Annotated in this window: 29 protein-coding genes; 10 read left to right on the top strand and 19 right to left on the bottom strand. The window is 53.3% G+C overall.

The annotated features are described in order from the left end of the window. Positions 1-4: 4 nt before the first annotated feature. Both F3J37_RS15845 and F3J37_RS15840 read right to left on the bottom strand, forming a co-directional pair. A complete protein-coding gene (locus tag F3J37_RS15845; RefSeq protein ID WP_166934330.1) occupies positions 5-808 on the bottom strand; it encodes an alpha/beta fold hydrolase in 804 nt (267 codons plus the stop codon). A 218-nt stretch (positions 809-1,026) separates the two neighbouring features. Further along, positions 1,027-1,914, bottom strand: a complete 888-nt coding sequence (locus F3J37_RS15840) for a LysR family transcriptional regulator (protein ID WP_166934328.1) — start codon at positions 1,912-1,914, stop codon at positions 1,027-1,029. A 273-nt stretch (positions 1,915-2,187) separates the two neighbouring features. Here F3J37_RS15840 and F3J37_RS15835 point away from each other — a divergent pair, with 273 nt between their 5' ends. Then, a complete protein-coding gene (locus F3J37_RS15835) occupies positions 2,188-3,624 on the top strand; it encodes an NAD(P)/FAD-dependent oxidoreductase (protein ID WP_205298961.1) in 1,437 nt (478 codons plus the stop codon). Positions 3,625-3,737: 113 nt separating this feature from the next. Here the strand turns inward: F3J37_RS15835 and F3J37_RS15830 are convergent, their stop codons facing one another. The 3 genes from F3J37_RS15830 to F3J37_RS15820 all read right to left on the bottom strand — a co-directional run bounded on the left by F3J37_RS15830 (position 3,738) and on the right by F3J37_RS15820 (position 6,232). Next, the gene (locus tag F3J37_RS15830) at positions 3,738-4,943 is read right to left on the bottom strand and encodes a helix-turn-helix domain-containing protein (protein WP_166934326.1); all 1,206 of its coding nucleotides are present in this window, start codon (positions 4,941-4,943) and stop codon (positions 3,738-3,740) included. Between the two features lie 12 nt (positions 4,944-4,955). Beyond that, positions 4,956-5,267, bottom strand: coding sequence for a hypothetical protein (locus F3J37_RS15825; protein ID WP_166934324.1), 312 nt, complete (start codon positions 5,265-5,267; stop codon positions 4,956-4,958). 488 nt (positions 5,268-5,755) lie between these two features. Next, complete coding sequence (locus F3J37_RS15820; protein WP_166934322.1) at positions 5,756-6,232, bottom strand: Lrp/AsnC family transcriptional regulator; 477 nt, start codon at positions 6,230-6,232, stop codon at positions 5,756-5,758. 159 nt (positions 6,233-6,391) lie between these two features. Between F3J37_RS15820 and F3J37_RS15815 the strand changes: the two genes are divergently transcribed. Continuing rightward, on the top strand, positions 6,392-6,814 hold the full coding sequence (locus tag F3J37_RS15815; RefSeq protein ID WP_034829808.1) for a DUF2000 domain-containing protein: 423 nt from the start codon (positions 6,392-6,394) through the stop codon (positions 6,812-6,814). On the opposite strand, the gene F3J37_RS15810 is transcribed toward F3J37_RS15815, so the two are convergent. After that, positions 6,811-7,713, bottom strand: coding sequence for an AraC family transcriptional regulator (locus F3J37_RS15810; protein WP_166934320.1), 903 nt, complete (start codon positions 7,711-7,713; stop codon positions 6,811-6,813). The genes F3J37_RS15815 and F3J37_RS15810 overlap by 4 nt on opposite strands. Before the next feature lie 99 nt (positions 7,714-7,812). Between F3J37_RS15810 and F3J37_RS15805 the strand changes: the two genes are divergently transcribed. From F3J37_RS15805 to F3J37_RS15795, 3 genes are all read left to right on the top strand, one after another. Continuing rightward, positions 7,813-8,559, top strand: coding sequence for an SDR family oxidoreductase (locus tag F3J37_RS15805; protein WP_166934318.1), 747 nt, complete (start codon positions 7,813-7,815; stop codon positions 8,557-8,559). Between the two features lie 86 nt (positions 8,560-8,645). Continuing rightward, on the top strand, positions 8,646-9,110 hold the full coding sequence (locus F3J37_RS15800) for a GNAT family N-acetyltransferase (RefSeq protein WP_166934316.1): 465 nt from the start codon (positions 8,646-8,648) through the stop codon (positions 9,108-9,110). Between the two features lie 10 nt (positions 9,111-9,120). After that, entirely contained in the window at positions 9,121-9,492 is a 372-nt protein-coding gene (locus tag F3J37_RS15795) for a RidA family protein (RefSeq protein WP_160834509.1), read from the top strand. Here F3J37_RS15795 and F3J37_RS15790 read toward each other — a convergent pair. The 3 genes from F3J37_RS15790 to F3J37_RS15780 all read right to left on the bottom strand — a co-directional run bounded on the left by F3J37_RS15790 (position 9,479) and on the right by F3J37_RS15780 (position 11,704). Continuing rightward, positions 9,479-9,907 carry a nucleotide triphosphate diphosphatase NUDT15 gene (locus F3J37_RS15790; protein ID WP_166934314.1) on the bottom strand — a complete coding sequence of 143 codons (429 nt, stop codon included), beginning with the start codon at positions 9,905-9,907 and terminating at the stop codon, positions 9,479-9,481. The genes F3J37_RS15795 and F3J37_RS15790 overlap by 14 nt on opposite strands. Positions 9,908-9,952: 45 nt before the next feature. Further along, complete coding sequence (locus F3J37_RS15785; RefSeq protein ID WP_034829802.1) at positions 9,953-10,459, bottom strand: DUF1543 domain-containing protein; 507 nt, start codon at positions 10,457-10,459, stop codon at positions 9,953-9,955. Positions 10,460-10,546: 87 nt separating this feature from the next. Further along, positions 10,547-11,704: an MFS transporter gene (locus F3J37_RS15780; protein ID WP_369410673.1), complete on the bottom strand. Its 1,158-nt coding sequence runs from the start codon at positions 11,702-11,704 to the stop codon at positions 10,547-10,549. A 98-nt stretch (positions 11,705-11,802) separates the two neighbouring features. Here F3J37_RS15780 and F3J37_RS15775 point away from each other — a divergent pair, with 98 nt between their 5' ends. Continuing rightward, positions 11,803-12,297, top strand: a complete 495-nt coding sequence (locus F3J37_RS15775; RefSeq protein WP_166934312.1) for a MarR family winged helix-turn-helix transcriptional regulator — start codon at positions 11,803-11,805, stop codon at positions 12,295-12,297. Between the two features lie 93 nt (positions 12,298-12,390). Then, on the top strand, positions 12,391-12,930 hold the full coding sequence (cybB, locus tag F3J37_RS15770; RefSeq protein WP_166934310.1) for a cytochrome b561: 540 nt from the start codon (positions 12,391-12,393) through the stop codon (positions 12,928-12,930). 64 nt (positions 12,931-12,994) lie between these two features. Here the strand turns inward: cybB and F3J37_RS15765 are convergent, their stop codons facing one another. Both F3J37_RS15765 and F3J37_RS15760 read right to left on the bottom strand, forming a co-directional pair. Next, entirely contained in the window at positions 12,995-13,885 is an 891-nt protein-coding gene (locus F3J37_RS15765) for a DUF6216 family protein (RefSeq protein WP_166934308.1), read from the bottom strand. Between the two features lie 197 nt (positions 13,886-14,082). Then, positions 14,083-14,925 (bottom strand): helix-turn-helix domain-containing protein, encoded by an 843-nt coding sequence (locus F3J37_RS15760; RefSeq protein WP_166934306.1) that lies wholly within the window; start codon positions 14,923-14,925, stop codon positions 14,083-14,085. Between the two features lie 109 nt (positions 14,926-15,034). Between F3J37_RS15760 and F3J37_RS15755 the strand changes: the two genes are divergently transcribed. Continuing rightward, entirely contained in the window at positions 15,035-16,033 is a 999-nt protein-coding gene (locus F3J37_RS15755) for a class I SAM-dependent methyltransferase (RefSeq protein ID WP_166934304.1), read from the top strand. On the opposite strand, the gene F3J37_RS15750 is transcribed toward F3J37_RS15755, so the two are convergent. From F3J37_RS15750 to F3J37_RS15715, 8 genes are all read right to left on the bottom strand, one after another. Continuing rightward, positions 16,017-16,370, bottom strand: a complete 354-nt coding sequence (locus F3J37_RS15750) for an MmcQ/YjbR family DNA-binding protein (RefSeq protein ID WP_166934302.1) — start codon at positions 16,368-16,370, stop codon at positions 16,017-16,019. The genes F3J37_RS15755 and F3J37_RS15750 overlap by 17 nt on opposite strands. 114 nt (positions 16,371-16,484) lie before the next feature. Next, positions 16,485-18,422, bottom strand: coding sequence for a methyl-accepting chemotaxis protein (locus F3J37_RS15745; protein ID WP_166934301.1), 1,938 nt, complete (start codon positions 18,420-18,422; stop codon positions 16,485-16,487). 227 nt (positions 18,423-18,649) lie between these two features. Continuing rightward, positions 18,650-19,117, bottom strand: coding sequence for a GlcG/HbpS family heme-binding protein (locus F3J37_RS15740; protein ID WP_034829794.1), 468 nt, complete (start codon positions 19,115-19,117; stop codon positions 18,650-18,652). A gap of 65 nt (positions 19,118-19,182) precedes the next feature. Further along, positions 19,183-20,577 carry a cytochrome c gene (locus tag F3J37_RS15735; RefSeq protein ID WP_166934299.1) on the bottom strand — a complete coding sequence of 465 codons (1,395 nt, stop codon included), beginning with the start codon at positions 20,575-20,577 and terminating at the stop codon, positions 19,183-19,185. Positions 20,578-20,579: 2 nt separating this feature from the next. After that, on the bottom strand, positions 20,580-22,172 hold the full coding sequence (locus F3J37_RS15730) for a GMC family oxidoreductase (protein ID WP_166934297.1): 1,593 nt from the start codon (positions 22,170-22,172) through the stop codon (positions 20,580-20,582). 21 nt (positions 22,173-22,193) lie between these two features. Then, complete coding sequence (locus F3J37_RS15725; RefSeq protein ID WP_166934295.1) at positions 22,194-22,850, bottom strand: sugar dehydrogenase complex small subunit; 657 nt, start codon at positions 22,848-22,850, stop codon at positions 22,194-22,196. A gap of 2 nt (positions 22,851-22,852) precedes the next feature. After that, positions 22,853-23,329, bottom strand: a complete 477-nt coding sequence (locus F3J37_RS15720) for a GlcG/HbpS family heme-binding protein (RefSeq protein WP_034829790.1) — start codon at positions 23,327-23,329, stop codon at positions 22,853-22,855. Positions 23,330-23,368: 39 nt separating this feature from the next. Further along, entirely contained in the window at positions 23,369-23,767 is a 399-nt protein-coding gene (locus F3J37_RS15715) for a DoxX family protein (protein ID WP_058961083.1), read from the bottom strand. A 479-nt stretch (positions 23,768-24,246) separates the two neighbouring features. Here F3J37_RS15715 and F3J37_RS15710 point away from each other — a divergent pair, with 479 nt between their 5' ends. Beyond that, entirely contained in the window at positions 24,247-25,224 is a 978-nt protein-coding gene (locus F3J37_RS15710; RefSeq protein ID WP_166934293.1) for a hydroxyacid dehydrogenase, read from the top strand. Between the two features lie 3 nt (positions 25,225-25,227). Beyond that, positions 25,228-25,920 (top strand): RraA family protein, encoded by a 693-nt coding sequence (locus tag F3J37_RS15705; RefSeq protein WP_097117859.1) that lies wholly within the window; start codon positions 25,228-25,230, stop codon positions 25,918-25,920. The last annotated feature ends 37 nt before the right edge of the window (positions 25,921-25,957 follow it).

Genomic DNA, 25,957 nt, shown 5'->3' with positions numbered 1-25,957 from the left:
TTCATTACGCTGACGCGTGAATGCCCGCGAGAAACTCGAGCGTAATTTGGTTGAACAATGACGTTTCGCTTTCGGAAAAACTGTGGCCCCCCTGTGGCACAATTTTCAGTTCTGCGCCGGGGATGTGTTGCGCCAGAAAACGCGACTGATAAGGCGGCGTCAGGATGTCATCCTGTGCACACAACACCAGCGTTGGCGTTTGAATGGCTGCCAGTTGCGCGGTGGCGTCATGCGCCATGATGGCGTCGATACGGCTGAGCACCACATCACGAGCGGGAAAGCGGGTTGCTGAGGCCAGCAGTCCCGGCGACAGGGTTTCCGCATGGGTTTTGATATGCTCAGGCGGATACAGGAACAGCGCACTGCCGTGCACATACTCTTCCATGGTGCTGCCGAGCAGCAGCGCACGGCGCATGCGGAAACACCAGTTAAAATGACTGTCCGATTTTGCCCAGCTGGCATATTGCACCATGCCGGAAAGCAACTCAGGATGGCGCGCGGCCAGCAGCTGACCTATCGCGCCACCGGTGGAATGACCAATCAATGCCGGTCGCTCCAGTTTCAGTGCAGTAATCAGCGCCAGCAAATCCTCGACCAACGTGTCGATACTGTATGGCCCAGCGGGATGATCTGAGCTGCCGGCACCGCGTTGATCGTAAGTCACCACGGTGTAGTGCTGCGCAAAGGCCGCCAGTTGCGGCTGCCAGTAGGCCGCCGTACCGCCGAGTCCTGACACAAAAATAAGCGCCGGACCTGTTCCCTCGATGTCGTAATGCGTTCGAATTCCGTTAGTCATGATGTCCGGCATGTTTTTCCCCTGGTTGGCGACAAGCATTCACTTCTGGTGTGTAAACTCTGCGATGGGAAATAAATACCACGCAATTTCGGGCTATCCGTAATATCGATTGCAGCACGCTGTGTTGCCGCTTTTAGAACACCAAAAACCAACGCATTAACCCGGTCAATTTCCTCGATTTTTAATTTATGGATAAGGGAAAATTATGACGATAACGGATGAATTCATGATTAATTGAATTCCCGGCACACATGTTTAAGGAATTGGTGAGCAGCAAATGAGAGTGTACGGTCGCGATGAACACATATTTCAATGTTGGCGGACTCCATCGCTTCATTATCAATGGGGATCGCACGCAGCATATTCTGTTCAATTTCGCGGGCAGCAATCTGCTTCGGACCGATGGTCAGAGTACGCCCGGCGATCGCCATAGCTTTGGTGAGTTCCAGGTTGTTGGTATTCACGATCGAGTGCGGATGAAGATGCAGGCTGCGCGTGACTTTATCGAAGGTTTGTCGCATGCCAAAACTGGAGACCGGTAGCGCAATCGGATAAAAACAAATATCTTCCAGACTCAGGGATTGATGTTGTGCCAGCGGATGATTGGGGGAAACTAAGCACTGAATGGGTGCAGCGCAGCGTTTAATTACTTCTATTCCAGGGCGGTCACCCATGTTAAACACAATACCAATATCGATTTCATCGCGAATAATCGCTTCTATCGTGCGGTCGGACGATTCACTATTTATTGAAAACTGTATCGCCGGGTAATTTTCATTAAAGTCCGTCATGATGCGCGGTAAAATTGCCTGCACCACCGCTTCTATCACCCATATTTTGACTTCACCTTCGCGCAAGCCTTTTAAATTCTTTATCGACTCATGAATACGGTCGAGATCGCGACACATCTTACGCGTGAAACCTTCCAGCAGTGTCCCCGCCGGAGTTAATCGAATCCCTGTATTGGTGCGTTCCAGCAACATCACACCGAGCGTGTGCTCCAGTAGTGCAATCTGCCGACTGATGGCGGATGGCGCAACGTGCAGGCGATCTGCGGCACGGCGTATCGATCCCGTCGCAGCGACTTCATTGAAATATTTATAAGTATTGAGGTTCACAGCTTTCTCCAGCAAGTCACGGCATTGATCGCTGGTGAAGATGCAAGAGTTATTCCAGGTACTGACCTGCCCACTCGCCATCGGCTTACACAAAACAGGGTTGACACGGATTTTACAAATCGAAATAATCTGAATACATCATGTATACATGAAATATACCTAGAAACATAAGTCACACATTTTTAGCAATGCGTAACGTCGCTATCTGACCCGAATTCAGGCAGCGCAGGCAATTTTCAGAACAACTTATCTGCATCGAGGAGTTTTTTTTACATGGGTATTTCCAGAAGGAAATTGTTGGTGGGCACAGGCATCGGTGCCGGAGTCATTGCCGCGGGCGGTGGCGCAACGCTGTTGACAGACAATCTGCCAAACGATCCTGAATCGTTACTGCGTATTGATGCGCTGCCTTCCGATGATCCCACGCCGGGTTGGTTCCACACCAGCCAGAAGCGTATTCCTAAGCCCGCGCTGGTCGGTGATGCCAAAGCGCCATGGGTGGTGATCGGCGGTGGTTTTGCTGGCCTGGCAGCCGCGCGTCGTCTGGCGCTGAACTTCCCTAACGATCAGGTGATTCTGGTCGAAGCTCAACAGGTCGGTTTTGGCACTTCTGGACGCAACGCGGGCTTCCTGATCGACGTGCCGCACGACATCAGCGCACCGGATTACATTGGCGATAAAACCGTTGCCCGAAATATCCTCAATCTGAACCAGACCGGCCAGCGCATTCTGAAGGATCTGGTGGAAGAGCATAATATTACCGACGCGCACATGCGCCACTCTGGTAAATATCAGGCAGCCGTTGAAGACAGCGGCATGGCGGTGCTGGATGCCTATCGCGGTGGCCTTGAAGCTTTAGGTGAGAAGTGCAAAATCATTGAAGGCAGTGCGCTGAAAGATATCTTCGGCACCAGCTTCTATCGCAAAGCGCTGTATACGCCGGGTACGATTCTGGTTCAGCCTTCAGGCTTGGTGAAAGGTCTGGCAGACAGTTTGCCGGAAAACGTCACCCTGTATGAAGATACTGCCATCACCGCGATTGAGTATGAACCGCAGATCGTGTTGCATCATGCGACCGGCCGCATCATTGCCGATAAGCTGATTCTGGGCAATAACGCCTTTGGTACCCACTTTGGCTTTGGCCCACGCACCATTTTCCCGATTTTCACCTACGGCAGCCTGACCCGTCCGCTGACCAAGTCTGAACAGGACAGCATTGGCGGTGAGGATTTCTGGGGCATTATTCCAGCAGATCCGTTTGGCACCACTTCGCGTCGTACCCATGACAATCGCATCCTGATTCGTAACAGCTTCAGCTTCAACGAAGATGGACGCCACAAGCCGGGCTACACCGAGAAGTATCGCCAAACCCATCGCCAGTCATTTGAACGTCGCTATCCAACGTTGAAAGATGTGCCTTTCGAACACACCTGGGGTGGTGGACTAGGGATGACGCGCAACGGTTCCAGCCTGTTTGGCGAACTGCGCAAGAATGTGTATGGCGCGCTGGGCTGTAATGGTCTCGGCACGGTACGCTGTACTGCCATGGGCACCATGCTGGCCGACTGGCTGGCGGTTAAACGCAACGATACCATTGATTACCTGCTGTCACTGCCGAAGCCAGAGTGGAATCCGCCAGATCCCCTCCTGACCATGGGCGTGAACTTCACGCTGCGCCGTGGGATGCATAATGCGGGGTTAGAGGCGTAATCCTCCTCCGGCATTAAAAAGGCGCACCCTTTTATGGTGCGCCCTTTAGTTATGGACATATTATTTGGGTCTGCTGTTCAAGAATTGAGATTCAGATAAACGTGGACTCAACTTTAAGTCGGGGATTTATGGCCAAAGATACTGATCACGTTATCTACCGGTTGATCGCTGCTAAGGCTGTCGCTTTTCACTTTTAATTTAGGTGTTAGCTTCAATATGGCCGTGTCGGCCAATGCATTTCCTGGCAAAGATAACAGCTTCTCGATATCCCTATGAGCCATGTTCAGTGAAGCGACAAAACTCTGCTTAGTATAAATTCCCTCGTCCAGCAGCAGGTGTAAGCTGCGCGGCAGCAATCTCACCGATTCCGGTTCACGCTGATCGTCAAGAGGTTCCCCTTTGCGCCAACCACGTGCCGACACCTGCTTATAGAGTCGTTGGTACTCAACATCCGTAATCAATTGCAATTCTTTTGCACGAACCATCATTGCCTGGGCTGACATCCCCCATCGCTGCTTTAACGCGACAAAATTTTCTAACGTAGGATTGGGTGGTAATTCAACGGCAAAGGCTTCTTCTGGCAGCATAAAGCTGGCTGCAAATTTATGTGCCTGGGCTTCAATTGGCTTGAAATTCACCGAATCCAAACGCCGAATGTAACGGTGCAATACAAGATGCCCAAGCTCATGGGCGGCATCGAAACGGCTGCGATAAAAATTATTCTTATCGGCTGCGAGGATGATATAAGGACGCTGTTCACACTCATTCCATTGTGAATAGCCATCCATGACAACGCTGCCTTGTTCAAAGCGCGAACAAATAATCCCGGCGTTCTCAATGACCAGCAGCAAATCGCTCAGAGGGGCTAAGCCTAACCCCCATAGTTTGCGGCATCGACTCGCCATAATTTCAATCATTTGATCGTCAATCTGGCGATGATCGGTGACCTCCAGGAAGGGAATATTCACCGAAGGAAAATCGAGATCGTGCTGCAAATGTAATGTGATTTCCTGTAACCACTCCATGTAGCGGTCAGACGCGGCGCACAAATCTTTGGCTGTTGTTGCCAGCGTGCGGAAAAACACTGGATTGTTTTCGTGACGCGGCATCGGCTTGGTAAACCAAGTCATTGGGCATTCCAACACGTTTGAAAGCGCCAACAGGGCTTCTGCATCTGGCGAATGAAAGCCCTGCTCCCACTTAGTAATTGTCGAGGGGGATCGCTCAACCAAACGCCCAAGATTGATTTTTGACAAACCTCTCGCTTCACGCATCTGCGTCAACCGGTTTGGTTCAAAGCCCGCAACACCTACTCTCATTGGTTCACCACACTAACCTTCTTGCTGTTTCAAGCGCTTCTTTAATAGTGGAATAGCCAAATCCGGCACCTCTGGCGCGAATTCGATTTCATTGTATAACGCTAAGACATCGCGTAACGACTGGTTGTAATGATAGTTCTTCAGATTGGTGAAAGGGACGGTGACACGTAAATCGAGCATCTCTCCCTGAGAGCGAGAAAATGGAGGGTTTACATTAACGATGAGCACGCCGAGAGTACCATCTGGGAACGATTGTTGCGTCTGTTCCTGAAAGAAATCGGGAGTAAATCCTTCGTATTCGCTATTCAGTTCGGCGATCAACAATCTGTGATTCGCTTTTCTTATGAGGTTTTCATCATACCTTAAGCCAATACGGCTGACTTTTATCTGACCAGATTGAACGATGTAATAGTTTTCACCTCTAGGTTCAGTAAACGCGTCATCGCAGGATAATCCACAACTTTTAGCCGCTCGGTAAAACGCAGAATTTAAATAATAATGCCGCGTTTGCGGTAGTAATCGCCTTTTTTGCGGCTGCTCTAATTTTGCAAGGGGGCCTTCAATCTATGCGTTTGCATTCGCATAACTTGTGGTGAGTTCATCTTCTAAGCTTAACCAAAACTCTCGATTAAAGTGCGTTGTAAGCAATTTATTGATACTACTGAAAATCTGCGCGCTTTCCATTTAGCCACCTTAGTTGCGTTAAACGGAATTTATGCTAATTTATTTTCGTTTTGAAAGCAATGTAACTGGCATTACATACAGTGTTTTTTTGTTGTTTTGACAACGTTGTTGAAATCTCGAGTTCAACCTTATGGGTTTACGTTCCCCGTCATGGGCAGACCCGTCATCCCTTTCACTTCCTTCAACACGAACATACTCTGCATCTCTTTAATACCCGGCAATCGCCGAATCACCGACATCGCAAAGTCCGCATAGGCATCCATATCTGCCGATACCACCTGCAATAGGAAGTCTGCATCGCCGCCAATACTGTAGCAGGAGACCACATTTTCCAGCGCGGTCACTTCTGCTTCAAATTTACGCGCTTCGGTTTCGCTATGGCTGTCGATGGTGACACGCACAAACACCATCACATTCAGGCCAATCTTTCTACGATTGAGCACGGCGCGATAGCCCTGAATCACCTCATCCTCTTCCAGTTTGCGCACTTTGCGCCATGTCGGTGATGCAGAGAGGCCGATGGCATCCGCGAGATCCTGATTCGTCACACGTGCGTCCCGCTGCAAATGTTCCAGTATTTGGATATCTGTCTTGCTCAAACTCATTTCAGGTTAATCCTTTCCATTGATAGCGTTAAACAGGAATATTCATCCTTAATGAATGCTTTTTTCAATGAACTCCGCAAGCACTTTTCTCACTGCCTGCCGCATAATTTTCACCTCAGCCACCATGGCGCTTTATCTCAGTTGCTTACGGAGTTACCCATGCAATTCGATCCTCACCAACATCGCTGCACACTCATCATCGACAACCAGTTACCCACCGGGCTGGCGCTGAACGCAGCCAGCGTCATCGGCATCAGCTTTGGCAAGCTGATTGATCATATCGTCGGCCCGGATTTGCAGAGTGAAGATGGGTTCAACTATCCCGGTGTGATTTATGCTCCCCTGCCTGTGCTGCTGGCGGAAGGTGGCTATCTCCGTGAACTGCAAAAGGCAAGCAACGCGGACCCAGAGATCTTCGCGATGCCGTTTAGTGCACTGGCGCAGTCCTGCAAAACTTACGAGGAGTACGGCGAGCGGATTGCCAGCGCCCACAGTGACCATATAGAGCTGGTTGCGATTGGTCTGATTGGCCCTAAAAAGAAAATTACGGGTTTGACGGGCAATCTTAAGCTGTTCCGCTAAATTTCCTGTTGAGCGGCAAACCATGCGGGTGGTTGCCCCACATATCGGGTGAAGGCCACACTAAACGCGCTGGCGGAACGATAGCCGACGCGTTCTGCGACATCCGCTACCGCCATATTTTTGCCGCGCAGTAAATTTTTGGCCAACGCCATGCGCCAGGTGAGCAGATAAACCATCGGCGCTACGCCCACTGCTGCGCGGAAACGCACAAAGAATGCCGAACGGGATAGCGCGGAAACTTTGGCTAATTGCGCCACGGTCCAGGGATGCGCCGGGTTGGCGTGAATGTCGCGGATGGCCGCCGCCAGACGTTCGTCGGCTAAACCACTCATCACGCCAGGGTAAGCATCACAGATTGGCATCGAACGCAGTGCCTCAATCAGCAGCAGTTCCAGCAGGCGTTCCAGTACCACATGGCGAGCAGGACGCTGCGCACGACACTCATCCATCACCAGTTGTACCAGCGTGGTCAGCCGTGACTCCCCGCGAATATGTATAAATTGGGGTAACAGCGAGACGATCAATCCCGCGTCAGGCGCACCAAACTGGCAATAGCCAATCAGCGTTTGCACTTCAGCAGGCTGCTGCTGATCGCCAATCCAGAATTCACCGGGGCTGAGCATTTCCGGCAATGTTTCAGGCGCATCGTCATCGGGTGGCTCGGCACTGCTCATGCAGAACTCCCACGCCGCTGGGATCAGGACAAAATCGCCCTGCTCAAGTGAGATGGGTTCATGCCCTTTCATCTTCAATTGACTGCGTCCAGCCAGTACCAGGCAGTAAAACGGCTGTCCGGTTTCACTGCGATTGACGCGCCAGCGACCATTGGCGCGTGCACGTTTGGAAAAGGCCGCCTGAGGTTGCAGCAGCGACACTATCTCAGCAAGGGGATCGATCATTATGGACTCTTGCGAATGAAATGTGGACTTTGCATTGTAGTGAGTCCATCTCACTGACTCTATAGTGAGCATCTACCCAATGCAATGCAGGAGTGAAAGATGAAAACGATCCTTATCACCGGCTGTTCTTCTGGCTTCGGACACGCCACCGCGATCTATTTCCTGGAACGCGGCTGGAAGGTGATTGCCACTATGCGTCATCCTCGCCCCGAGCTATTCCCGACTTCGGAAAATTTACGTTTATTGCCGCTGGACGTCTCTAATGCAGAAAGCATCAAACGGGCAATCGCTGACGCAGGCGAGATCGACGTGCTGGTGAACAACGCCGGAATAGGCGTGCTGACCTCACTGGAAGGCACGCCGATGTCCACGGTACGCGAAGTGTTTGAGACTAACACGCTGGGCACTATCGCCATGACGCAGGCGGTGCTGCCTCAGTTCCGCGCCAAACGCGGCGGTACGGTGATCAACGTGACGTCCACCGTGACGCTGAAATCTCTGCCGTTGCTGGCGGTGTATACCGGCAGCAAAGCCGCCGTCAATGCGTTCACTGAATCACTGGCGCTGGAGTTGCAGCCGTTTAATGTTAATGTGCGGCTGGTGTTGCCAGGCCTGGCGCCCACCACCGATTTCAGCAAGAACGCCATGCCGCGCATGGAAGAGACCTTCCTCGAGGCTTATCAACCGATGCTGGATGGTATTATGGCAAGCATGCACCAACCGCAGCCTACCACCAAAGCCGAAGATGTCGCCGCCGCGATATGGCAAGCAGCAACCGATCCCAACGGACCGATGCGCATTCCCGCCGGGGAAGATGCGGTGGCGGTGGCCAACCAGACAACCTAAGCATAAGAACCAGGCGAATAGCCTGGTTCCTTTCGAGGTTAACGGTTATGTTGTTTGACTCCTTTGTTAGCCTTGAAGAATGATGGATGCAGATACACTGTCTGGCCCAGATGCCACATTTCTATGATGAAATTGCTTACATGCTACACCGCGAATGGTCCGAGCTACCTAACTGGCATGACCGCGATGTGATCCGCCAGCGGCTGCAATCACGCAATGCCGCTGGTGCCCAAACGATGACGCTGTTTGCCACCACGCACGAAAGCGAGTTAATGGCGACCGCCAGCATCATCCATTACGAATTGAGTGACATCCCCGAGCGTGAATTTTGGCTGGGTGAAGTGATCACCGCCCGCGAACATCGCGGTAAAGGGTTGGCCAGTGCATTAGTGACCCGCCTGATTGCCGAAGCGCGAGCAAAATCGATCCCTGCACTTTGGCTGTATACACCTGACCAACAGGCCTTGTATCGCCGCTTTGGCTGGCAGGACGTGGAACAGCGAAATATCGCCGATGAGGACGTCACGGTGATGGTGTTAAAACTGGATTAAGGAGCAATCGATGTTGATACGAAAAAATTACCCGGAACTGGGCGAAGTGAAAGCGCCCTATGTGCACGCGGTGAAGCATGGCGACACCTTATATGTTTCAGGTTTAACAGCCTTTGCCACACCCGCGCAGCAAGGCGATATTGCCTCACAGGCTGAGGCTATCTTTCAGCAGCTGCACCTGATTGCGGCTTCCGAAAATACCTCGCTGAGCCATCTGATTAAAGTGACCATTTTCATCACCTCCTTTGCCCAGATTAATGATCTGCGGGCCGTACTCTTTAAACATTATGGCGAGCATCTACCCGCCAGTTCGCTGGTGCAAATTAGCCAGCTGTTCTCACCGGATCTGAAAGTCGAGATTGAGGCGATTATCGCGCTGTAACCTGTGCAAGCTGTTGCAGCGCGGCTAAGCCATCACGAGCAATCCATGTGCGCAGCGGCGCGAACAGCGGCTGCGGCAAGGCTTCAGGTGCAAACCACTGCCAGCCTTCGCACTTTTCCGGCTCCATCAACTGCGGTTCCCCCTGCGGGTGATGTGCCACCAGCAGCAAGGTGATGTAGTGCTTATTGGCCTCAGGGAACACATCACTGGTGAAAGCGCCGTTTTGCAATTCGGTCAGAGTTAATCCGGTTTCTTCGAGCACTTCACGTCGTGCGCACTCATCTGGAGATTCACCAAATTCAAGATGTCCGCCCGGTGCTGACCAATCCCCTGCACCGTGGCTGCCCTTGCGGCGGCCCAGCAGCAGTTTTCCTTCACGGAAAATCAAAACGCCTACACCCACTTGTGGTGACATAAAACCTCCGGGGTTTTGCGGGCGCCGCCATCGGCGCCCCGACAATCACGCGATACCGATCGGCTGATAACCCTGCCACTCCGGGCGGAAGGGTTCGCCATCGCTATCCGGCGTTAAATGAATATAGAGGTCACCGATCTTTTCCAGCAGCAAACAATCATCCACATCTTTCAGATTATCTTTGTGCTGATGGTCTGTTCCAGGCAACAGGTTAGCAAGTCCTTTGGCTTTCGCTTCCTTAACGTCTTTGGCAACGAAAAGATCGAAGGCATGCAACTCAGCCAAAGTGGAAGGATGGTACGCACCGGCGTTAACAAAAAACAGCTTTTCACTGCCGGTGGTGGGCTTATCAGACAGAGACACGCGATAGCCATCAGCCCAGGTCACGCGCGCATAGCCATCGACGTGGATTTTATCCGCATCACCAAACCAGGCTTCACGCAATGCAGGCCAGGCATCCTCGGGCTTTTCTGCAGCAACGAACTGGATATCATGCACTTCAATGTTAGATTTTCCGGCATTACCGCCTACGTAAAAGATAAACAGGTTCACGTGGTCATTTCCTTTTGATGGACATAGAAGAGTCAGGCAGGCGTTATAAAACAAGATATATATCGATTCAACCGTTTCATACCGTCATTATCCCTGCTTGAGGTGAGGTTTAAAACGCAATGCCATCACCATCAAAACCACCACTCCGACGCTCATGATGGCCCATGCGCTATCCAGTGAGTCTGCACGATCGCGGACGAGTCCGGCAATCAGTGGCATCAATGCTGCCAGCAAATAGCCGCCGCCTTGCACAAAGGATAACAATCCCGCCGCCTCTTCAGGGGAATGCGCATGATCAAGCGTCACAATCAGTGACAGCGGAAATAGCGCACCAATCCCCAATCCGAGCAGCACAGTGGGCAACCAGGCCAGTGCACCGCCCAGCCACATCAGGCTGATTAATCCCAGCAGCAGGGAGGTCAGCACCAGCAGCAACGGAAAACGGCGGTCACGGAAGCGATGGATTAAGCCCGACACGATAAAGCCCGCCACCACTTCCGTTAGCGTCAGTGCACCGAGCACATAGCCGCTGTGCTGCGGCGTCCAACCATGCTGCATATAAAACGGCGGCAACCAGGCCAGCACCAGCGTGTAAGCCCCTGTACCAATTCCGAAGAACACCATAAGCAACCCACTACGGCGTGTTCGTACGGGTTTAACGCGCTGAGTATTCGCAGCAGAAACTCTGTGGCGCAACGTGATTAACCACAGCAGTACCGCAACAATCGCGGGCACAACGGGTATGGCAAGCGCCATGCCCAACCCCTGCGCATCCGCCAACGGGGCGGCCGTTGCGGCTGCCAGCACTGCACCCGCCATAATTCCGGTAGTAAACAGTGCCATTAGCGTGCCGGCCTGTGCAGCAAAGTGCCGTTTAATCAGCGCAGGCATCAAGGCCTGAATTAAGCCTATGCCAATGCCCGCCACCAGCGCACTGGCAATCAGCATCTCAGCTGTTGGGACAGCACCGCGCACAAGGCAAGCTAACGCCAAAAGAATCAAACCGGCGGCGATGCCGCGAACCTCACCAACGCAACGCAGCAACCACGGCCCCGCCAGGGCAGACAACCCCATCATCACCACCGGCAAGGTGGTAAGTAAACTGAGTTGCGTGGCGTTGAGGTGGGATTCGCGTTGCAGTAGCGGAAACAACGGTCCGATGGCGGCCATGATCGGTCGTAAATTCAGTGCGATGATGAAAACCAGTAAAGCAAACATGCCTAAAGCAGGTAAGGTACGAGTCACTTTGCATCTCCATGTGCGTCGAAAGTATCTTAACGTTAAGATACTTTGCGGCATTTCGATAGAGGGATGCGCACAAAGCAACACATTCGAGGGGAAATATGACCGACCACGTTGATTTTGTTATCGAGCAGTGGGCCACCGCCATGCCGGAGTTGGATGCCTCCTCAATGGCGATATTTGGCCGCATGTTGCGCATCATGAAGCACCTCGCCACCCGGCGCGCGGAGGCACTGGCTCCTTTCCATTTTCGCGATGGGGAGTTTGATGTGCTCGCTACGTTGCGTCGTGCGGGCCCTCCCTATTGCCTTTCTCCCACGCAGTTGTACAAATCGCTGCTGATTACTTCTGGCGCAATGACCAATCGGCTCAATCGTCTTGAGGAAGTGGGATCCATACAGCGCGTGGCCGACCCTGAGGATAAACGCAGCATGCTGGTCGCCTTAACCGATGCCGGACGTGAAAAGATTGAGCAAGCCCTGCTGGTTCATACTGAGACGCAGCGTGATCAACTGGCAACGTTAAGTGCTGATCAGCAACAGCAACTGCAGTCTTTACTCAGCCAACTGATGCAGGCATCGGAAGCCCAGCGGTAAGCATTTCGTCGGAGGATGTGTCAAAATATGAATTAATTCAGTACGCTTTCCGCTATGTTAGCGCTTCTGCTACGCCTTTTGATGGAATAAATGATGAGCACCAAATACGCCCCTTCGCAGATTTTTCTCCACTGGCTGACCTTCTTGCTGGTCGTCACGGCCTATTGCACCATGGAATTTCGCGGATTAGCGACGCGCGGATCCTGGCAGGGCTTTGCCATGATCATTGGTCATTTCAGCGCAGGGAGTTGTGTGCTGGTGCTGATGCTGTCACGCGTCATTCTGCGCTTTCGTCATCGCAGCCCGGCGATAGTCCCTAAACCGCCACACTGGCAAACCGGCCTCGCGCACCTCATGCACCTGGCGATCTACCTGTTCTTTATTGTGTTGCCGATCCTCGGCATTTTGTCGCGCTTCTATATGGGCCGCACCTGGTGGATTTTTGGTATTCCGATGCCGGTAAGCAGCGATCCCGATCCTGATTTTGCTGACAGCATTGCAGACTGGCATGAAACACTCGCCCCTTACGGCTACTGGCTGATTGGTATTCATGCCGTTGCGGCACTGACGCATCATTATTTATTCAAAGACAACACCTTACTGCGCATGATGCCCTCGCGCCGCTCACGTTAGTCCTCTCTTTTGCGCCCGGTTATGGCACTGGCCGGGCGTCCAAAAAACGTTGTTCTTCGAATTATTAATGCTTTAATGATTCATTAGGATTATTCGTTTTTTTAGTATTTTCTCGTCTCAAATTCCGCCATGATCTCTGATTTCTATACCTACGAATTTTGGCAAAAACCATCCTTCTAACATCATAAGTCACTAATATGACAACTGCATGCCTAAACATAGAACATAAAATAACTCCGAGAAAAAATGTCAGGCCACCAAAGAACCATCTTTGTTGTTTTATAAGTTTATTTATGTATATCTTATCCTTTTCTTTATTAATTGAATTACAGATAACCTCAACTGTTTTGGATGGTAGTGTGCTTCGAATAGATTTTTGATTTTCACAATCTTTTGGAGTAAAAACCCAATCCCCTTTACCAAAAAAATCATATGCTTCAGCTCCTTGCTCATTGAACCAAAACCACCCAGTATTATTTACGTTGATCAGGCCCGCAGGTTTTATTGCTACAATTGCACTTCCAAATGAAGAAGTGAAAACGAGCAATATAATGGCAAGCAAAATTGTCAGATATCGCCAAGAATACTTAGTGATTTTCAAATTATCCATATTCAAGTTATTTTTAAGCTTGCCAATAATTTTAAAATCAAGCTCATATTTTTTTATCCACTTTTCAAATGATTTTTTTTGAGAAATGGATTTCGCTCGAGTATTAAAAAGAAAATTAAACTGCTCAATGCTATTTATTTCATGTATGAGGTCTTTTTTGTTCTGAATTGCAGCGCCAAATAAAAATTTATGAAACCTATAGGCTAATGAAAAACCTGAACCTGCCTTCTGTTTGAAATAATAAAGTGACAGAATCAATCCAATAGTCACAATCAATATAAACAATGGTTTGTTTTCAAACAAATCAGAAATATAACTAAATATTGAATCAAAAGAAAAGTTCATTTTGCTACCTTAATGTTATAACTAACACTTACAATCATAAGTCGGTCAACTTCTCTGAGAAGTTTGAGAACAATGTGATGCATTATGCTCTTTGTTTCTTTCTATTACGTTCTAATCATATCAATCCATAAATTAAACACTATATTTTAGTCCTTCCAAAACCAGCCGAGCATGGTATATCAATAGATATTGTCGTTTCATAGATTGCTTTTGAGCCCGTTAATCGCACTGGCCGGGCGTCCAAAATAGCGTTGAAACGCGACGCTGAAATTGCGCGGATGTTGATATCCCACTTGCCATGCCGCCTGAGCCACCTGAAATCCCTCCTCCAGCAAGCGATACGCGTGCTCCATGCGCATCTGTAACAGCATCGCGCCCGGCGTGCAGCGAAAATGCTGCTGAAATCCCCTTTTCAACTGGTAGTCACTCAATCCTGCCGCCAGCGCCAGCGCGTTCAGTGAAAAAAACTCAGCCAGATGATCGCGCATCCAGTCGCGTGCCTGTTCCAGCCGTTCAACCATTTGAGGATGTAGCTTGTGCTGAATATTCGTGGGTTGAAGCTGATGGCGATGCAACGCCAACAGGCTGAGCGCCTGAATTTCCAGCAACAACGGATCCTCATGCACCTGGCTGAGTTGCGCCGCGGTGGCGTGGCCGAAACGGCTAAAAAGATGGCGTTTAAGCTGAGGCTGTAACAATCCTTCTGCAGCCTGTTCACCAAAATAATGGCGCACATTCGCCGCACTGAGAATCAGGCGCACCTGCTGCACCCGCTCACCCGCGCGATACAATCGCTCGCCCTGGCTGGCCTGAAAACTGGTCACGGTAAGATGCCCGGCACTGAAAGCGATCTCACGTCCGTTGCTTTCCCGAAAACGGGATTCTCCCTGCAGACCAAAAGTCAGCACCAGTTGTGGCTGCTCGTTAGACGGTTTTGAAGACTCACAGAGTGCCTGCACGGGCCAGTAATCCGATTGCACCATGCGCATCTCTCGCGACAGTTGATGCTGGCGCACACGCATTTCACCAGGCTTTTGCATCCTTTCTCCTTTCGCAGAGTTAAATCACCGTCTCGCAGACAAATGAGAATAAATTGCATTTACGCCAAAGGCTAGTCTGATGTTCACGTTACCTGTTCAGGAGATTGCCATGCATTCACCGCTTCCTACCCTCGATCACCTGCTGGCTCAGCACGCCCTTAACGGCGCTGTGGCATTGGCATTTGAACATCGCTTGTTTGATTTCATGGCGCTACCCGCCACCGCTTCGCAAGTCGCTCAACATTATGACTGGCAGCCGCATCAGACCTATCATCTGTTACGCCTGTTATGGAGCACCGAACTGCTCACGCATGAAGCTGACTGCTTTGTGCTGGCACCCAATGTGCATACTTATCTGTGTCACGACAGTCGCCGCTATATCGGTGACGCCTGGCGCTATCGTCATCAGGTGTTACAGCAGTTCGCTCAGCGGTTGCCACAACTGCTGACGCAGGCGGAACCCGGCTGGCAGGATCCTTTGCAAATCGATACCGCGTGGGCGGATGCCGCCTTGCATCAAATCGCCCAGGAACAGCGTGCGCTGAGCGCGGACACCGCCTGCGCAATCGCTGATACCCTGGCTGATTTTCAATGTCCGGCGCTATTGCTGGATATGGGCGGCGGTCCAGGGTTGATCAGCATTGCGTTAGCACAACGCTTTCCGCAGCTTTCGGTGATCGTGCTCGACCTGCCTCAAACCGCCACCGTCGCACAGCGCAATATCGAAAAAGCCGGCCTGAGCGATCGCTGTTGCGCGCTGGCGAAATTGCCTGAAGGGCGTCAGGTGGACATTATCTGGAGTTCATCGTTTCTTTATTTTATGGCGGACAGACAGGCGATGCTGCGCGAGTGGTTCACACGCTTAAAGCCAGGCGGATTGCTGCTCAGCGCCCATGCAGAAGTCCCTGAGCAGCCAGAGGAAGCACGGCAGGTGCTGCCATTCTTTACCCCGTTAATGATGCGAGGTTACAACGTCACGAATGAGGGTGTTTTGTGCGAGGAATTACAGCAGGCAGGATTTGATATTGAGCGCGTCCAGCGGATGCAACCGTTTCCAATGTCGCCGCTCAATGTCATCGTGGCGCGAAAGCCTAAAACGTTAAGCTAAAGCTCTCATCCAGCAGCGCAATGATCTCGCTATCCGGCAAGCCGTTTTCCAGTGTCAGGCTGATCCAGTGCTCTTTGTTCATGTGATAAGCCGGATAAACGCCGTGCTGCTGTCGCAGGGAGCCGGTGAGTTCGGGACGGGTTTTGATATTCATCACCTGAACCACCGGGCCTGCGTCCAATCCGAGTTTGTGGCTCTCCAGCGGGAACACCAGCGCAAACCATTTACGATGGCGAGGGTGCCGCAGTACCGCGTATTCACTGTGTTTTTTCCACGGATAGTCGGGTTCAATTTGGTAGGTTTGGCTGATGTGTTCGAACAGTTGCTGGCGATTCATGAGGGTTCCCGATGTGTGGAAGTCATTGTCGGCCATGAGCAAATAGCACAAGGCCGCGCCTTACGTTATAAGGCGCGGCCCGTTGTGACAAGGTCTGCAACGCAGACGGCTGGCTCAACTCAACTGAAAACGTCCCACCGTTTGTGCCAGTTGTGCCGCCTGATCTTCCAGCGAACTGGCCGCCGCCGACATCTGTTGCACCAGCGCGGCGTTCTGCTGGGTGGTGCCGTCCATTTCATTCACCGCGATGGTGACCTGGCTGATACCGCGCGCCTGCTCATCGGATGCCACCACGATCTCACCGATGATAGTCCGCACTGAATTCACTGCCTGGGTCATCTCCTGCATCGTCTTACCGGCGTCCTGCACCAGCTGAACACCGCTGCCGACACGCTGGCTCGACTCCTCAATCAGCGCCGCAATCTCTTTCACGGCGTTAGCACTACGCTGCGCCAGATTACGCACTTCAGAAGCCACCACCGCGAAACCACGCCCCTGCTCACCGGCACGCGCCGCTTCCACCGCCGCATTCAATGCAAGGATGTTAGTCTGGAAAGCGATGCTGTTGATGATGGCAGTGATATCGCCAATCTTCTTCGCACTGTCATCGATCTGCGCCATGGTTTGTACCACCTCACCCACCAGCGATTCGCCACGACTTGCGATCTGCGTGGCGTTTTCGGTCAACTCGGTTGCCTGATGCGCGTTGGTGGCGTTGTGTTTCACCGTGGCGGTGATCTGCTCCATGCTGGCGGCGGTTTGCTCCAGAGCTGCTGCCTGTTCTTCCGTGCGCGAGGCCAGATTGAGGTTACCGCTGGCAATTTCGCCTGCGCCCTGACGAACGGAGGAACTGGCATCCTGAATTTGCCCGACAATCTCACGCAACTGGTTTTGCATGGTATGCAGTGCGTAGAACAGGCTGCTGTTATCGCGCCCTTTCAGGGTGATGACGTTATCCAGTTTGCCATCAGCCACCGCCAGCGCAATGGCCGCGGCTTCCAGTGGCTCGCCACCGATCGGCTTCAGTACTTTACGGCTGAATAACAGCCCCAGCAGGGCGCAGACCACCAGAATGCTAATGATCATCAGGATCACGGCGTTGACCAGTTGACGATGCGCCGCCGCCATCACTTTGCTCACCGGCGCGACCACCCCGAGATACCATTTCTGATCGCTGTTGCCGATCACCACCGGCTGCCAGGTGACCAATGCATCTTCACCCAGTAACGCGTCATGCTGTTCCATGACGTCTGAACTGTAGTGATGGGTATCGCCTTTCCACGCTTTGCTGGTTTGGTTTTTATCCGGGTAAGACACCACATTCCCCGCGCTGGACAGCAGCATGGCGTAGCCCACGCCTTCCCAGGGTTTGATTTTATTCACCTTCTCCTGCAGCGAGGCCAGCGAAATATCTGAAGTCACAACCCCCCACAATTTGCCCTGGCTGAGAATCGGCGCCGCCACGGACGTCAGCAGTGTGGGAACGCCGTTGTAGGCATAGCTGTAGGGTTCAATTAATGTGTCTTTTTGACTTTTCTGCGGTAGCAGGTAGTAGTCACCCTGGCCCGGTGTAAAGATCGAGGTTAGCGGGTGCATCTTGAAATTGCCCGACTGATCGCGATCGACGAAGAAGGCATAACGCCCCTTCGGTGCAGCACCCGGCTGGGTGGCGAACTCGGCGTCGCGGCCATCGAAGGCGTTTTCTTCAAAGACCACTGAAATCGACAGGTAGTCAGGGTTATCGCGCAGTGCCGACTCCATGACTTTATCGGCGACTTTACGATCCTGAATCCCTGCGGCTGGCAGTGCTATCAGGCTGTGGCCGAGGTTATGCGCCACGTCTCGCGCATAGCTCAGCTCCTGCTGGATTTGCAGTGCCTGGGTTTGTGCAATCTGCTGCAGATAGTTCTCGGCCAGTGACTTTTGCTCGTTGCTGGACTGCCAGCTCAACACGCCGATGGTGACGGCAAAGCCGAGGGTGATGGTTAAGGCGCCCGTCAGCAGCATCTGCGTGCGGGTGCTCATTGTTTTCTTTGATGCGTGTTTGGCCATTATGGCGCTCCTGGAGTTGACACTTTTTCGGTTTAAAAATGAACCACTCCCTGTGCACCTACATCCCTCTGTAGAGACTATCGGCGCGCGGCGCAGGAACTTGATGGATAAGCAGGTCGGAGGAGAATTGAATGAGGTGTGATGTTGCACGGGCGCCCCTCAGGCCGCCCGCTGGTGCATCAAGGTGCACCTTTGCATCATGAATATTTGAGCAACGACCGGCGTCGTTATTTAAAGCTGTCGCTTGCTGCTTTGGCGATGGCGATTTCATTCGGGTTAGCAGAACCGCTGACGCCCACCGCACCAATGGTGTTGTTCTGCCACACCACCGGTGAGCCGCCGCCGAGCGGAATGACGCCCGGTAAGGTCGCAATCGCCGGTTCTTTACCGTTGGCGCGATCCATATATTTATCTGTTGGCGTGCGATACAACGCAGCCGCACGGCCTTTCAGAATGGAGGAATCGATGCAGCCAACGGGGGCATTGTCCATACGGTTAAACGCCAGCAGCTGGCCTGACTGATCCAACACGGCAATACAGACGTTGGCGTTCAGCGCGTGCGCTTTTTCCTGCGCGGCCGCGATCAGCTTCTGCGCATCGCCCTGGGAAAGAATGGTTTGCGTCAGGGTGGCATGCGCGGCAGCAGAACCGAACAGCGCGGCGCTCAATAGCGCAAGGGATAAAGCCTTTTTCATTGAAGTTACTCCTTAAAGGGTCATACCGTTATGAATACGGGCGACGTCAACGCCGCCCGTAAAAGTTATTTCCGGCGGCGCAGAAGAAGGATCAACGCCCCCAGGATCACCAGCAGCGCAACGACGCCACCGATGATGCTTAACGCATGCGCGTATCGCACCAGCCAGCTGCCGCTTTCGCCTTTCAGCGTTTGCTCAACATCAGCTGGCGTAATCGCATGCTGCGGATTGCCGAAGTTGGTGGAGACGTAATCCGCCACTTTGGCCAGTTCGGCCTGACTAAACTGGGTGCGAAATTCCGGCATAAAGGCGTGTTCGTTGCCAGTCTGGCGATCGACCCCTTCCGCAATCGTCATGATCAGGTTGGCGGGATCGTCCGACAGCACCGCTGAAGATCCCACCAGCGAGGGATAGAAACGCTGAGCATCGTGGGTTCCGCGCCCGTCACTGGCGTGGCAGGTGGCACAGGCGCCGTTGTAAAGTTGCGCCCCGCTCATCGCATCGCCGGAGACATAATCGGTGATCTCATTTTTCATGCCGGTTTCAATGGCCGACAGCGGTGTAGGCTGCGGCGCTACTGACGGGACTTTACGATCCGCACCGCCAATCGCAGGCACCTGTTTCAGGTAGTGCGCCATTGCCTCCAGATCGCTCTGCTGCATTTTCGAGAACGAGTTCTGCACCGCTGTGCCCATCTCACCCGCGGCAATCGCTTTACCATGCAGCGCACCTGTGCGCAGGTAAGTGACAATCTCCGCTTCGCTCCAGTCACCGATACCTGCCTGTGCATCTGGCGTGATATTCGGTGCTGTCCAGCTGCCAACCTTACCGCCCGACAGGAAGCGATCGCCTTGTTCCGCCATCATGCCGTTACGTGGGGTATGGCAGGTGGAGCAGTGCACCAGCGTGCGCACCAAATACTCGCCGCGTTCTGCACTGCCTGCGGCCGCATCGCTACCCGGCACGGCCTTGCTATCCAGGAACAGTAGATTCCACATCGCCATCACCGGTCGGAAAGAGAACGGGAACGGCAGATCGGTTTCAGGCGCCGGATGATCGTCGGCTGGCACACCGAGCATCAGATAGGAATAAAGTGCGTGGATATCCTCATCTGAAAGTCCGGCAAATGAGGTATAAGGCATCGCCGGATAGAGGTAATGATTGCCCGGTGCTTTGCCTTTGCGCATCACCGCAGTGAAATCCGCCAGGCTATAGTTGCCAATCCCAGCGGTTTTCGACGGCGTAATGTTGGAGCCGTAAATCATCCCCATCGGTGACTGAATCGCGTAACCGCCCGAGAAAGGTTTGCCACTGTGCGGATCGCGATGGCAGGCCGAGCAGTCACCGGCGGTGGCCAGATATTCCCCTCGCTTGACCAGATCCGGCGAAGCATCCTGTGCCTGCACGGCACCGGCCAGCAACAGGCTTGCCGCAGCCAGATGTCTGATATGTTTGCGCATGATCAGATCTCCCTCGCGATGGTATCGGCCATACGCAACGCCAGCGCGATCCCCGTCAACGTAGGGTTCACCGTGGCAGAGGTCGGCATCACGCCGGTGGTGGCGAGGAACAAATTGGGATGGTCCCAGCTACGACAATGCGCATCGACCACCGAATCACGCGGGTTATCCCCCATGATGGTGGTGCCCATGATGTGATACTGATTACGCCAGCCGGTCGGGGCTTCAATCACTTCACCGTTAAAGGCCTGCAGGAAGTTAGCGAAATCCTTGTACGCCTGCGGGCGCATACCGCGCACGTAATCATCAAGATGGTAATTGACGTTGAGCATCGGCAGGCCAATTGAATCTTTGCGATCGTAATTTGGCGTCACGCGGTTGGTGGGACTGGGCAGCGTTTCACTCATGGTACTGATGTTCATGATGCGCGAGGCGCGGTCGCGAATCGCATCATCCAGCGCTTGCCCCATCATGCCTTGCTTCAGCAGCGGCACAGTGACATCAACGTTGGGCACCAGGTTACGCAGTGAATAACGGATCGCCGAGTGCTGTGCGCGACTGGCTTCATCGCGGCGATTGGCGATAGTACCGTGCTGCACCGAGCCACGGCCGGTCCACAGCGGTTCGTCAGCAAGGAACGTGAGGCTCAAACCGGTGTGATCCATCAGGTTACGACCGACCTGATCGGAACTGTTGGCTACATCATTCATCAGCAGCAGCTTCGGCGTTTCCAGCCCGTGAGCAGCGATGATGAAAGTTTTGGCGGTGAGGCGCGTGTCTTTGCCATCGGGCTGACGGTAGTGCAGCGCGACGATCTTGTTACCTGCGCCTTTCTCCAGCTTCCAGGCCACACATTCGGTGCGTAACTGCACGCCCAGCGCCACCGCTTTATCGACGTGCATATCGCCGGAATACATCGCGCCAATCGGGCAGATCGGTTCGCAGTTGTTGTTACCCGCGCAAGCCGGACGGCCATCATAGGGCCGTGACACGCGGGCGTGCGGCTCATGGATCACCTGATAACCCATCGGGCCCAGCTTTGATTGCATGCGCTGCACCATATACGGCTTGGCTTCCGGCGGCAGCGGATATTCCGCTGAACGTGGCGGATAGTGACCGCGCCCTTGCCCACTTTGGTCCTCATCGGCGGTGCCGACCACCCCTACTTCGCGCTCAGCTTTGACATACCAGGGCTCCAGCTCGCTGTATTCAAACGGCCAGTCGCGGCCAACGCCGTAGACGCTTTTCAGCTTAAAGTCGTTAGGTAACAAGCGCCAGCAGGCGGATGCCCAGTGACGCGTACTGCCGCCGGCTACGCGTAAGTAGCTGGTGACGTATTCGAAATCGTCATCCCCTTTGGCATCGATATAGCCTTCGGTGTAAGAGTTGGGTGCCCACGGCAGATTCGGATATGGCGTGCACCAGTTACGTTTACTGGCGCCGTTTCGGTAGTTTTCCACCACTTTCCAGCGTGGAATATAAGGCCCTGCTTCCAGCATAATCACCGATTTGCCCGCTTTCGCCAGCTGATAAGCGGCGTTGGCGCCCAGCGCACCGGAGCCGACGATCACCACGTCGGCATCAAATTCACTCATGATGTACCTGCTCGATTCTTGTTATAGGGTATTGTGCTGCGCCAGCATCGCCTCGGCTTCCACGAGGGTTTTGGCTTTGCCCTGCACCATCAGTAACCAGGGTGCATCAGGCTGTTTAATCTGCTTTGCGGCGAGAGGCGATTGATCGCCCCATTCGCGGATCAAGGTGGACATCGGTGGCGCTGTGACGCCCGGAGGCACTTCGGCCCAGTAATCACCGCCCGCTCTGGCATAACTTGGGCGAATGGTGTGATCACGCGTTGGCTCATACATCAGCGCCGACAGGAAAGTTACGAAGTGCGCGTCATCCACCGCTTTGGTCGTAGACGGATGACCGGTATAGCCGAGATACCACGGCGAAATAATCGTTAGCGCGGTCTTCACATCCGCGTCATCGAGTTGCGCGACGATCTGCTCACGATCTTCGCTATGCAACGCATTGAGACGCGTCATCAGGCGCGCTAGCTGAGCCGGGAATCCTGCATCCTGTTCACACAGCAGCATCCATAACCGTTCAGAAATGCCGATATCGAGGCCACGGCGTCCGGTTAACAGTTCACTGGCGCGCAACAGCAGCGCTTGTGAGGCATCAGCAGGTGCGGCCAACAGGGGTTGCAACGGGATTGAAACGATGACCGGTGTGGCCATCATCAGTTGTAAAAAACGTCTTCTTTCCATGGCTAACCTGCTTTCAACGCCGACAGCGCGCCCTGTGCCGCTTCCGCATCCACGTTGCCATCTGGCGTGCTGACACCAATGGCGCCCACAACCACACCGTTCACTTTCACTGGCTCACCGCCAGGCAGCGGCACCACCACCGGGTTACCCAGCATGCCGACATTACCGGCAGCGATTTTCTGCTGGAAGCTGGACGTCGGCACGCCAAAGGCGGCGGCTGAGTGCGCTTTCTTCGGCGCGAGTTCGCTGTTGGCCAGTGTGGCACCATCCAGACGCTCATAAGCGATCAGCTGACCAAAAGGATCGACCACCGCAATCGCGCCGCCGATGTGATGGCTGCCAATAATCTGCTCAGCTTTCTCCACCAACTGTTGCGCCTGGTGATGGGTTAATACGGCGACCTGGTTAACGGGTTCGGCGGCCTGGCTCGCGGCACAGAAAAGTCCACCGCACAGCAGCACTGTCGGGAGTTTTTTCATGGGTTTTATCCTGAATAATTAAATGGTTAGGTGAAAATCTTAATGACGTGCTAGACGTTGCTGAATCAGATGATCGAGGCTCCATTTACCGCCGCCGTTCAGACACAGCATCAGGAAACCGGCAGCGCAGGAGATATTTTTTAACCACACCATCAGGTGTGCGTGGCTGTATCCCTGATAGAACAGGAATCCGGCCAGAACCGAGAACACCGCCATAAAAATGGCCGTGAACCGTGTCAGAAAACCAAAGGCAATGGCCAGACCGCCACCCACTTCCAGCAGGATCACCAGCGGCAGGAAAAAGGCCGGAACACCGTTGTTCGCCATGGTTTGTAGGTTGTCTGCGTAGTGGGTGATTTTGTCGAGACCCGAAGCGAAGAACAGACCCACCGCCATGACGCGGCCGAGCACAGCAAAGAGATCTTTTGAGTGAGACATGATGTAACCGTTCTATTATGTAGTTGTTAATGAACCAAACGGTACACTCTATAACTTTAGTTACATTTATCATTTCGTGCGGCTAAAAAACGCGCAATGCATGAGTTGTGCAACTTTGCGGCGCACTTTGCTCAAAACAACGACGATAAAATAACTGAGGGGTGTCAGGGTACTGAGGGAGGTTTTTGAAGTAGATCACACTATTTATGCGGTCTTTAGCCTGCTGATATACGGCCGCTGCGCTCCGCTAACTCTGCGTTTTTAACGATTTTTTAAGTAAAAATCCTAAAGCGTATAGCAGAACACAATCCCAGCAACATGCGATCTGTTTGTTAACAAAATTCCAACGTTATAGCGTGTGACGATTCAGCTTCCGTCTCAGGTCATTATTCCTGTCAGGAATGAATTAATAACCTTCGCAGAATATTTTTTATCGGTTGTCGATGCCAGGATGTCGTAAACCCTATCGGAGAACCGACATGACTTATCGCTTTCTCGTGACCACTACCAGCCTCGGCCAGGGCGGCCGTGAACTGCTCGCTGAAGCAGGCTGTGTGGTCGATTATCTGGATGACGCCAATGACGTTGCCGAAGTTGAACAGCGTATGAGCAGCGTGGCGTATGACGCGGTGATCTCGCGCACCGTTGAATTGAACGCGAAAGCCATCAACGCTTGTCCAACGCTGAAAATCATCTGCAAACACGGCGTGGGCGTCACCAATATTGATGTGGTTGCCGCTACCGAACGTGGCATTCCGGTGCTGACCACGCCCGCCACCAATGCGCAATCTGTTGCCGAACTGACGCTGGCGCTGATGCTGAACTGCGCGCGCCGTCTGCCCTATTTTCAGCAGGAAGTCGCCGCCGGGCGCTGGACCCGCAGCGGTGATGGCGAAGAACTGCAGGGCAAAACCCTGGGTCTGATCGGCTTTGGCGAAATCGGCCGCCGCGTGGCGCGCTTCGCGAGTGTGATTGGGATGCAGGTCGCATTTTTCGATCCTGCTGCCCCGGTAGATGGCGACTTTGAAGGGGCGCAACGCTGTACCTCGCTGGACGAATTATTGCCGCTGGCGGACGTGCTGAGTCTGCACTGTCCGGTCACGCCAAAAACCCGCTTGATGCTCAACGTGCAACGCCTGGCACAGTTGCCTGCTCACGCCACACTGATCAACACCGCACGCGGTGAATTGATTGATGAAGAGGCGCTGGCTGCCGCATTACAAAGCGGGCAACTGCGTGCCGCAGCGCTGGACACGGTGACCCTTGAGCCGCTGGCTGCCGATCATCCCTTCCGCGCGCTCAGCAACCTGATCATAACCCCGCATATTGGCGGTTCCACCCCGCAGGCATTGGATGCCGTTGCACAGAGCGCAGCACGTCAGTGTCTGGCTTTTCTTGATAACCAACAGATCAACCCATCCGCCTGCGTCAATCCGCAGGTGTTAAACCGGAGTTAACTTATGACCATCCATAAAGACTGGCCGATTGGCTATTTCATCGGTGAGCGCGGAGCACAGATTGATGCGGGCGTGATTGATGCCTTCCGTGCCTTGCCGGTGCCGAACATTGGCGACTCCATGGGGCGCAGTGTTGGTGCGCTTGGCTTACAGGCGTATCACAACGATGCCAACCTGGTGCTGTGCGGCCCGGCGATCACCGTGAAGGTGCGTCCTGGCGATAATCTGATGATCCATAAAGCCATCGAGATGGCGCAGCCGGGCGATGTGATTGTGGTCGATGGCTCGGGCGATCTGACTCAGGCGCTGATCGGTGGCTTGATGCGCACCTCTGCCGTCACCAAAAAGATTGCCGGTTTCGTGATTGATGGCGCCGTGCGCGATCTGAATGAATGGGCAGAAGGCGGTATTGCCTGCTGGGCCCGGGGTAACACTCTGCGCGGCCCTTCCAAAGAAGGCCCAGGTGAAGTGAACACCACCGTGCACTGTGCAGGACTGGTGGTGTCACCGGGCGATTTGATCGTCGCCGATGCCGACGGCGTGATTGCAATCCCGCAGGATGAGCTGAGTGTGCTGCTGCCTCGCGTACAGCAACATGCACAGCGTGAGGAGAAGATCCGCGCCAGCAACGTGGCAGGCAACAACGACCCTGAGCGCTTCAACGCGATTCTGCGTGCGAAAGGCTGCCCGGTTTAACGTTAAAACCCTGAATCACCTGTGTTATCGGGCATGG

Source organism: Candidatus Pantoea communis, assembly GCF_011752685.1.
GTDB lineage: Bacteria > Pseudomonadota > Gammaproteobacteria > Enterobacterales > Enterobacteriaceae > Pantoea > Pantoea communis.
This window is presented reverse-complemented; position numbering and strand designations above follow the sequence as displayed.

Coding starts and splice junctions, on each gene's coding strand:
- F3J37_RS15815 (WP_034829808.1), top strand. CDS start 6,392: ATGCAATTCGATCCTCACCAACATCGCTGCACACTCATCATCGACAAC.
- F3J37_RS15835 (WP_205298961.1), top strand. CDS start 2,188: ATGGGTATTTCCAGAAGGAAATTGTTGGTGGGCACAGGCATCGGTGCC.
- F3J37_RS15805 (WP_166934318.1), top strand. CDS start 7,813: ATGAAAACGATCCTTATCACCGGCTGTTCTTCTGGCTTCGGACACGCC.
- F3J37_RS15740 (WP_034829794.1), bottom strand. CDS start 19,117: ATGAAAAAGGCTTTATCCCTTGCGCTATTGAGCGCCGCGCTGTTCGGT.
- F3J37_RS15820 (WP_166934322.1), bottom strand. CDS start 6,232: ATGAGTTTGAGCAAGACAGATATCCAAATACTGGAACATTTGCAGCGG.
- F3J37_RS15795 (WP_160834509.1), top strand. CDS start 9,121: ATGTTGATACGAAAAAATTACCCGGAACTGGGCGAAGTGAAAGCGCCC.
- F3J37_RS15705 (WP_097117859.1), top strand. CDS start 25,228: ATGACCATCCATAAAGACTGGCCGATTGGCTATTTCATCGGTGAGCGC.
- F3J37_RS15720 (WP_034829790.1), bottom strand. CDS start 23,329: ATGAAAAAACTCCCGACAGTGCTGCTGTGCGGTGGACTTTTCTGTGCC.
- F3J37_RS15725 (WP_166934295.1), bottom strand. CDS start 22,850: ATGGAAAGAAGACGTTTTTTACAACTGATGATGGCCACACCGGTCATC.
- F3J37_RS15790 (WP_166934314.1), bottom strand. CDS start 9,907: ATGTCACCACAAGTGGGTGTAGGCGTTTTGATTTTCCGTGAAGGAAAA.
- F3J37_RS15710 (WP_166934293.1), top strand. CDS start 24,247: ATGACTTATCGCTTTCTCGTGACCACTACCAGCCTCGGCCAGGGCGGC.
- F3J37_RS15735 (WP_166934299.1), bottom strand. CDS start 20,577: ATGCGCAAACATATCAGACATCTGGCTGCGGCAAGCCTGTTGCTGGCC.
- F3J37_RS15730 (WP_166934297.1), bottom strand. CDS start 22,172: ATGAGTGAATTTGATGCCGACGTGGTGATCGTCGGCTCCGGTGCGCTG.
- F3J37_RS15755 (WP_166934304.1), top strand. CDS start 15,035: ATGCATTCACCGCTTCCTACCCTCGATCACCTGCTGGCTCAGCACGCC.
- F3J37_RS15760 (WP_166934306.1), bottom strand. CDS start 14,925: ATGCAAAAGCCTGGTGAAATGCGTGTGCGCCAGCATCAACTGTCGCGA.
- F3J37_RS15845 (WP_166934330.1), bottom strand. CDS start 808: ATGCCGGACATCATGACTAACGGAATTCGAACGCATTACGACATCGAG.
- F3J37_RS15810 (WP_166934320.1), bottom strand. CDS start 7,713: ATGATCGATCCCCTTGCTGAGATAGTGTCGCTGCTGCAACCTCAGGCG.
- F3J37_RS15775 (WP_166934312.1), top strand. CDS start 11,803: ATGACCGACCACGTTGATTTTGTTATCGAGCAGTGGGCCACCGCCATG.
- F3J37_RS15745 (WP_166934301.1), bottom strand. CDS start 18,422: ATGGCCAAACACGCATCAAAGAAAACAATGAGCACCCGCACGCAGATG.
- F3J37_RS15750 (WP_166934302.1), bottom strand. CDS start 16,370: ATGAATCGCCAGCAACTGTTCGAACACATCAGCCAAACCTACCAAATT.
- F3J37_RS15830 (WP_166934326.1), bottom strand. CDS start 4,943: ATGAGAGTAGGTGTTGCGGGCTTTGAACCAAACCGGTTGACGCAGATG.
- cybB (WP_166934310.1), top strand. CDS start 12,391: ATGAGCACCAAATACGCCCCTTCGCAGATTTTTCTCCACTGGCTGACC.
- F3J37_RS15800 (WP_166934316.1), top strand. CDS start 8,646: ATGCAGATACACTGTCTGGCCCAGATGCCACATTTCTATGATGAAATT.
- F3J37_RS15765 (WP_166934308.1), bottom strand. CDS start 13,885: ATGAACTTTTCTTTTGATTCAATATTTAGTTATATTTCTGATTTGTTT.
- F3J37_RS15715 (WP_058961083.1), bottom strand. CDS start 23,767: ATGTCTCACTCAAAAGATCTCTTTGCTGTGCTCGGCCGCGTCATGGCG.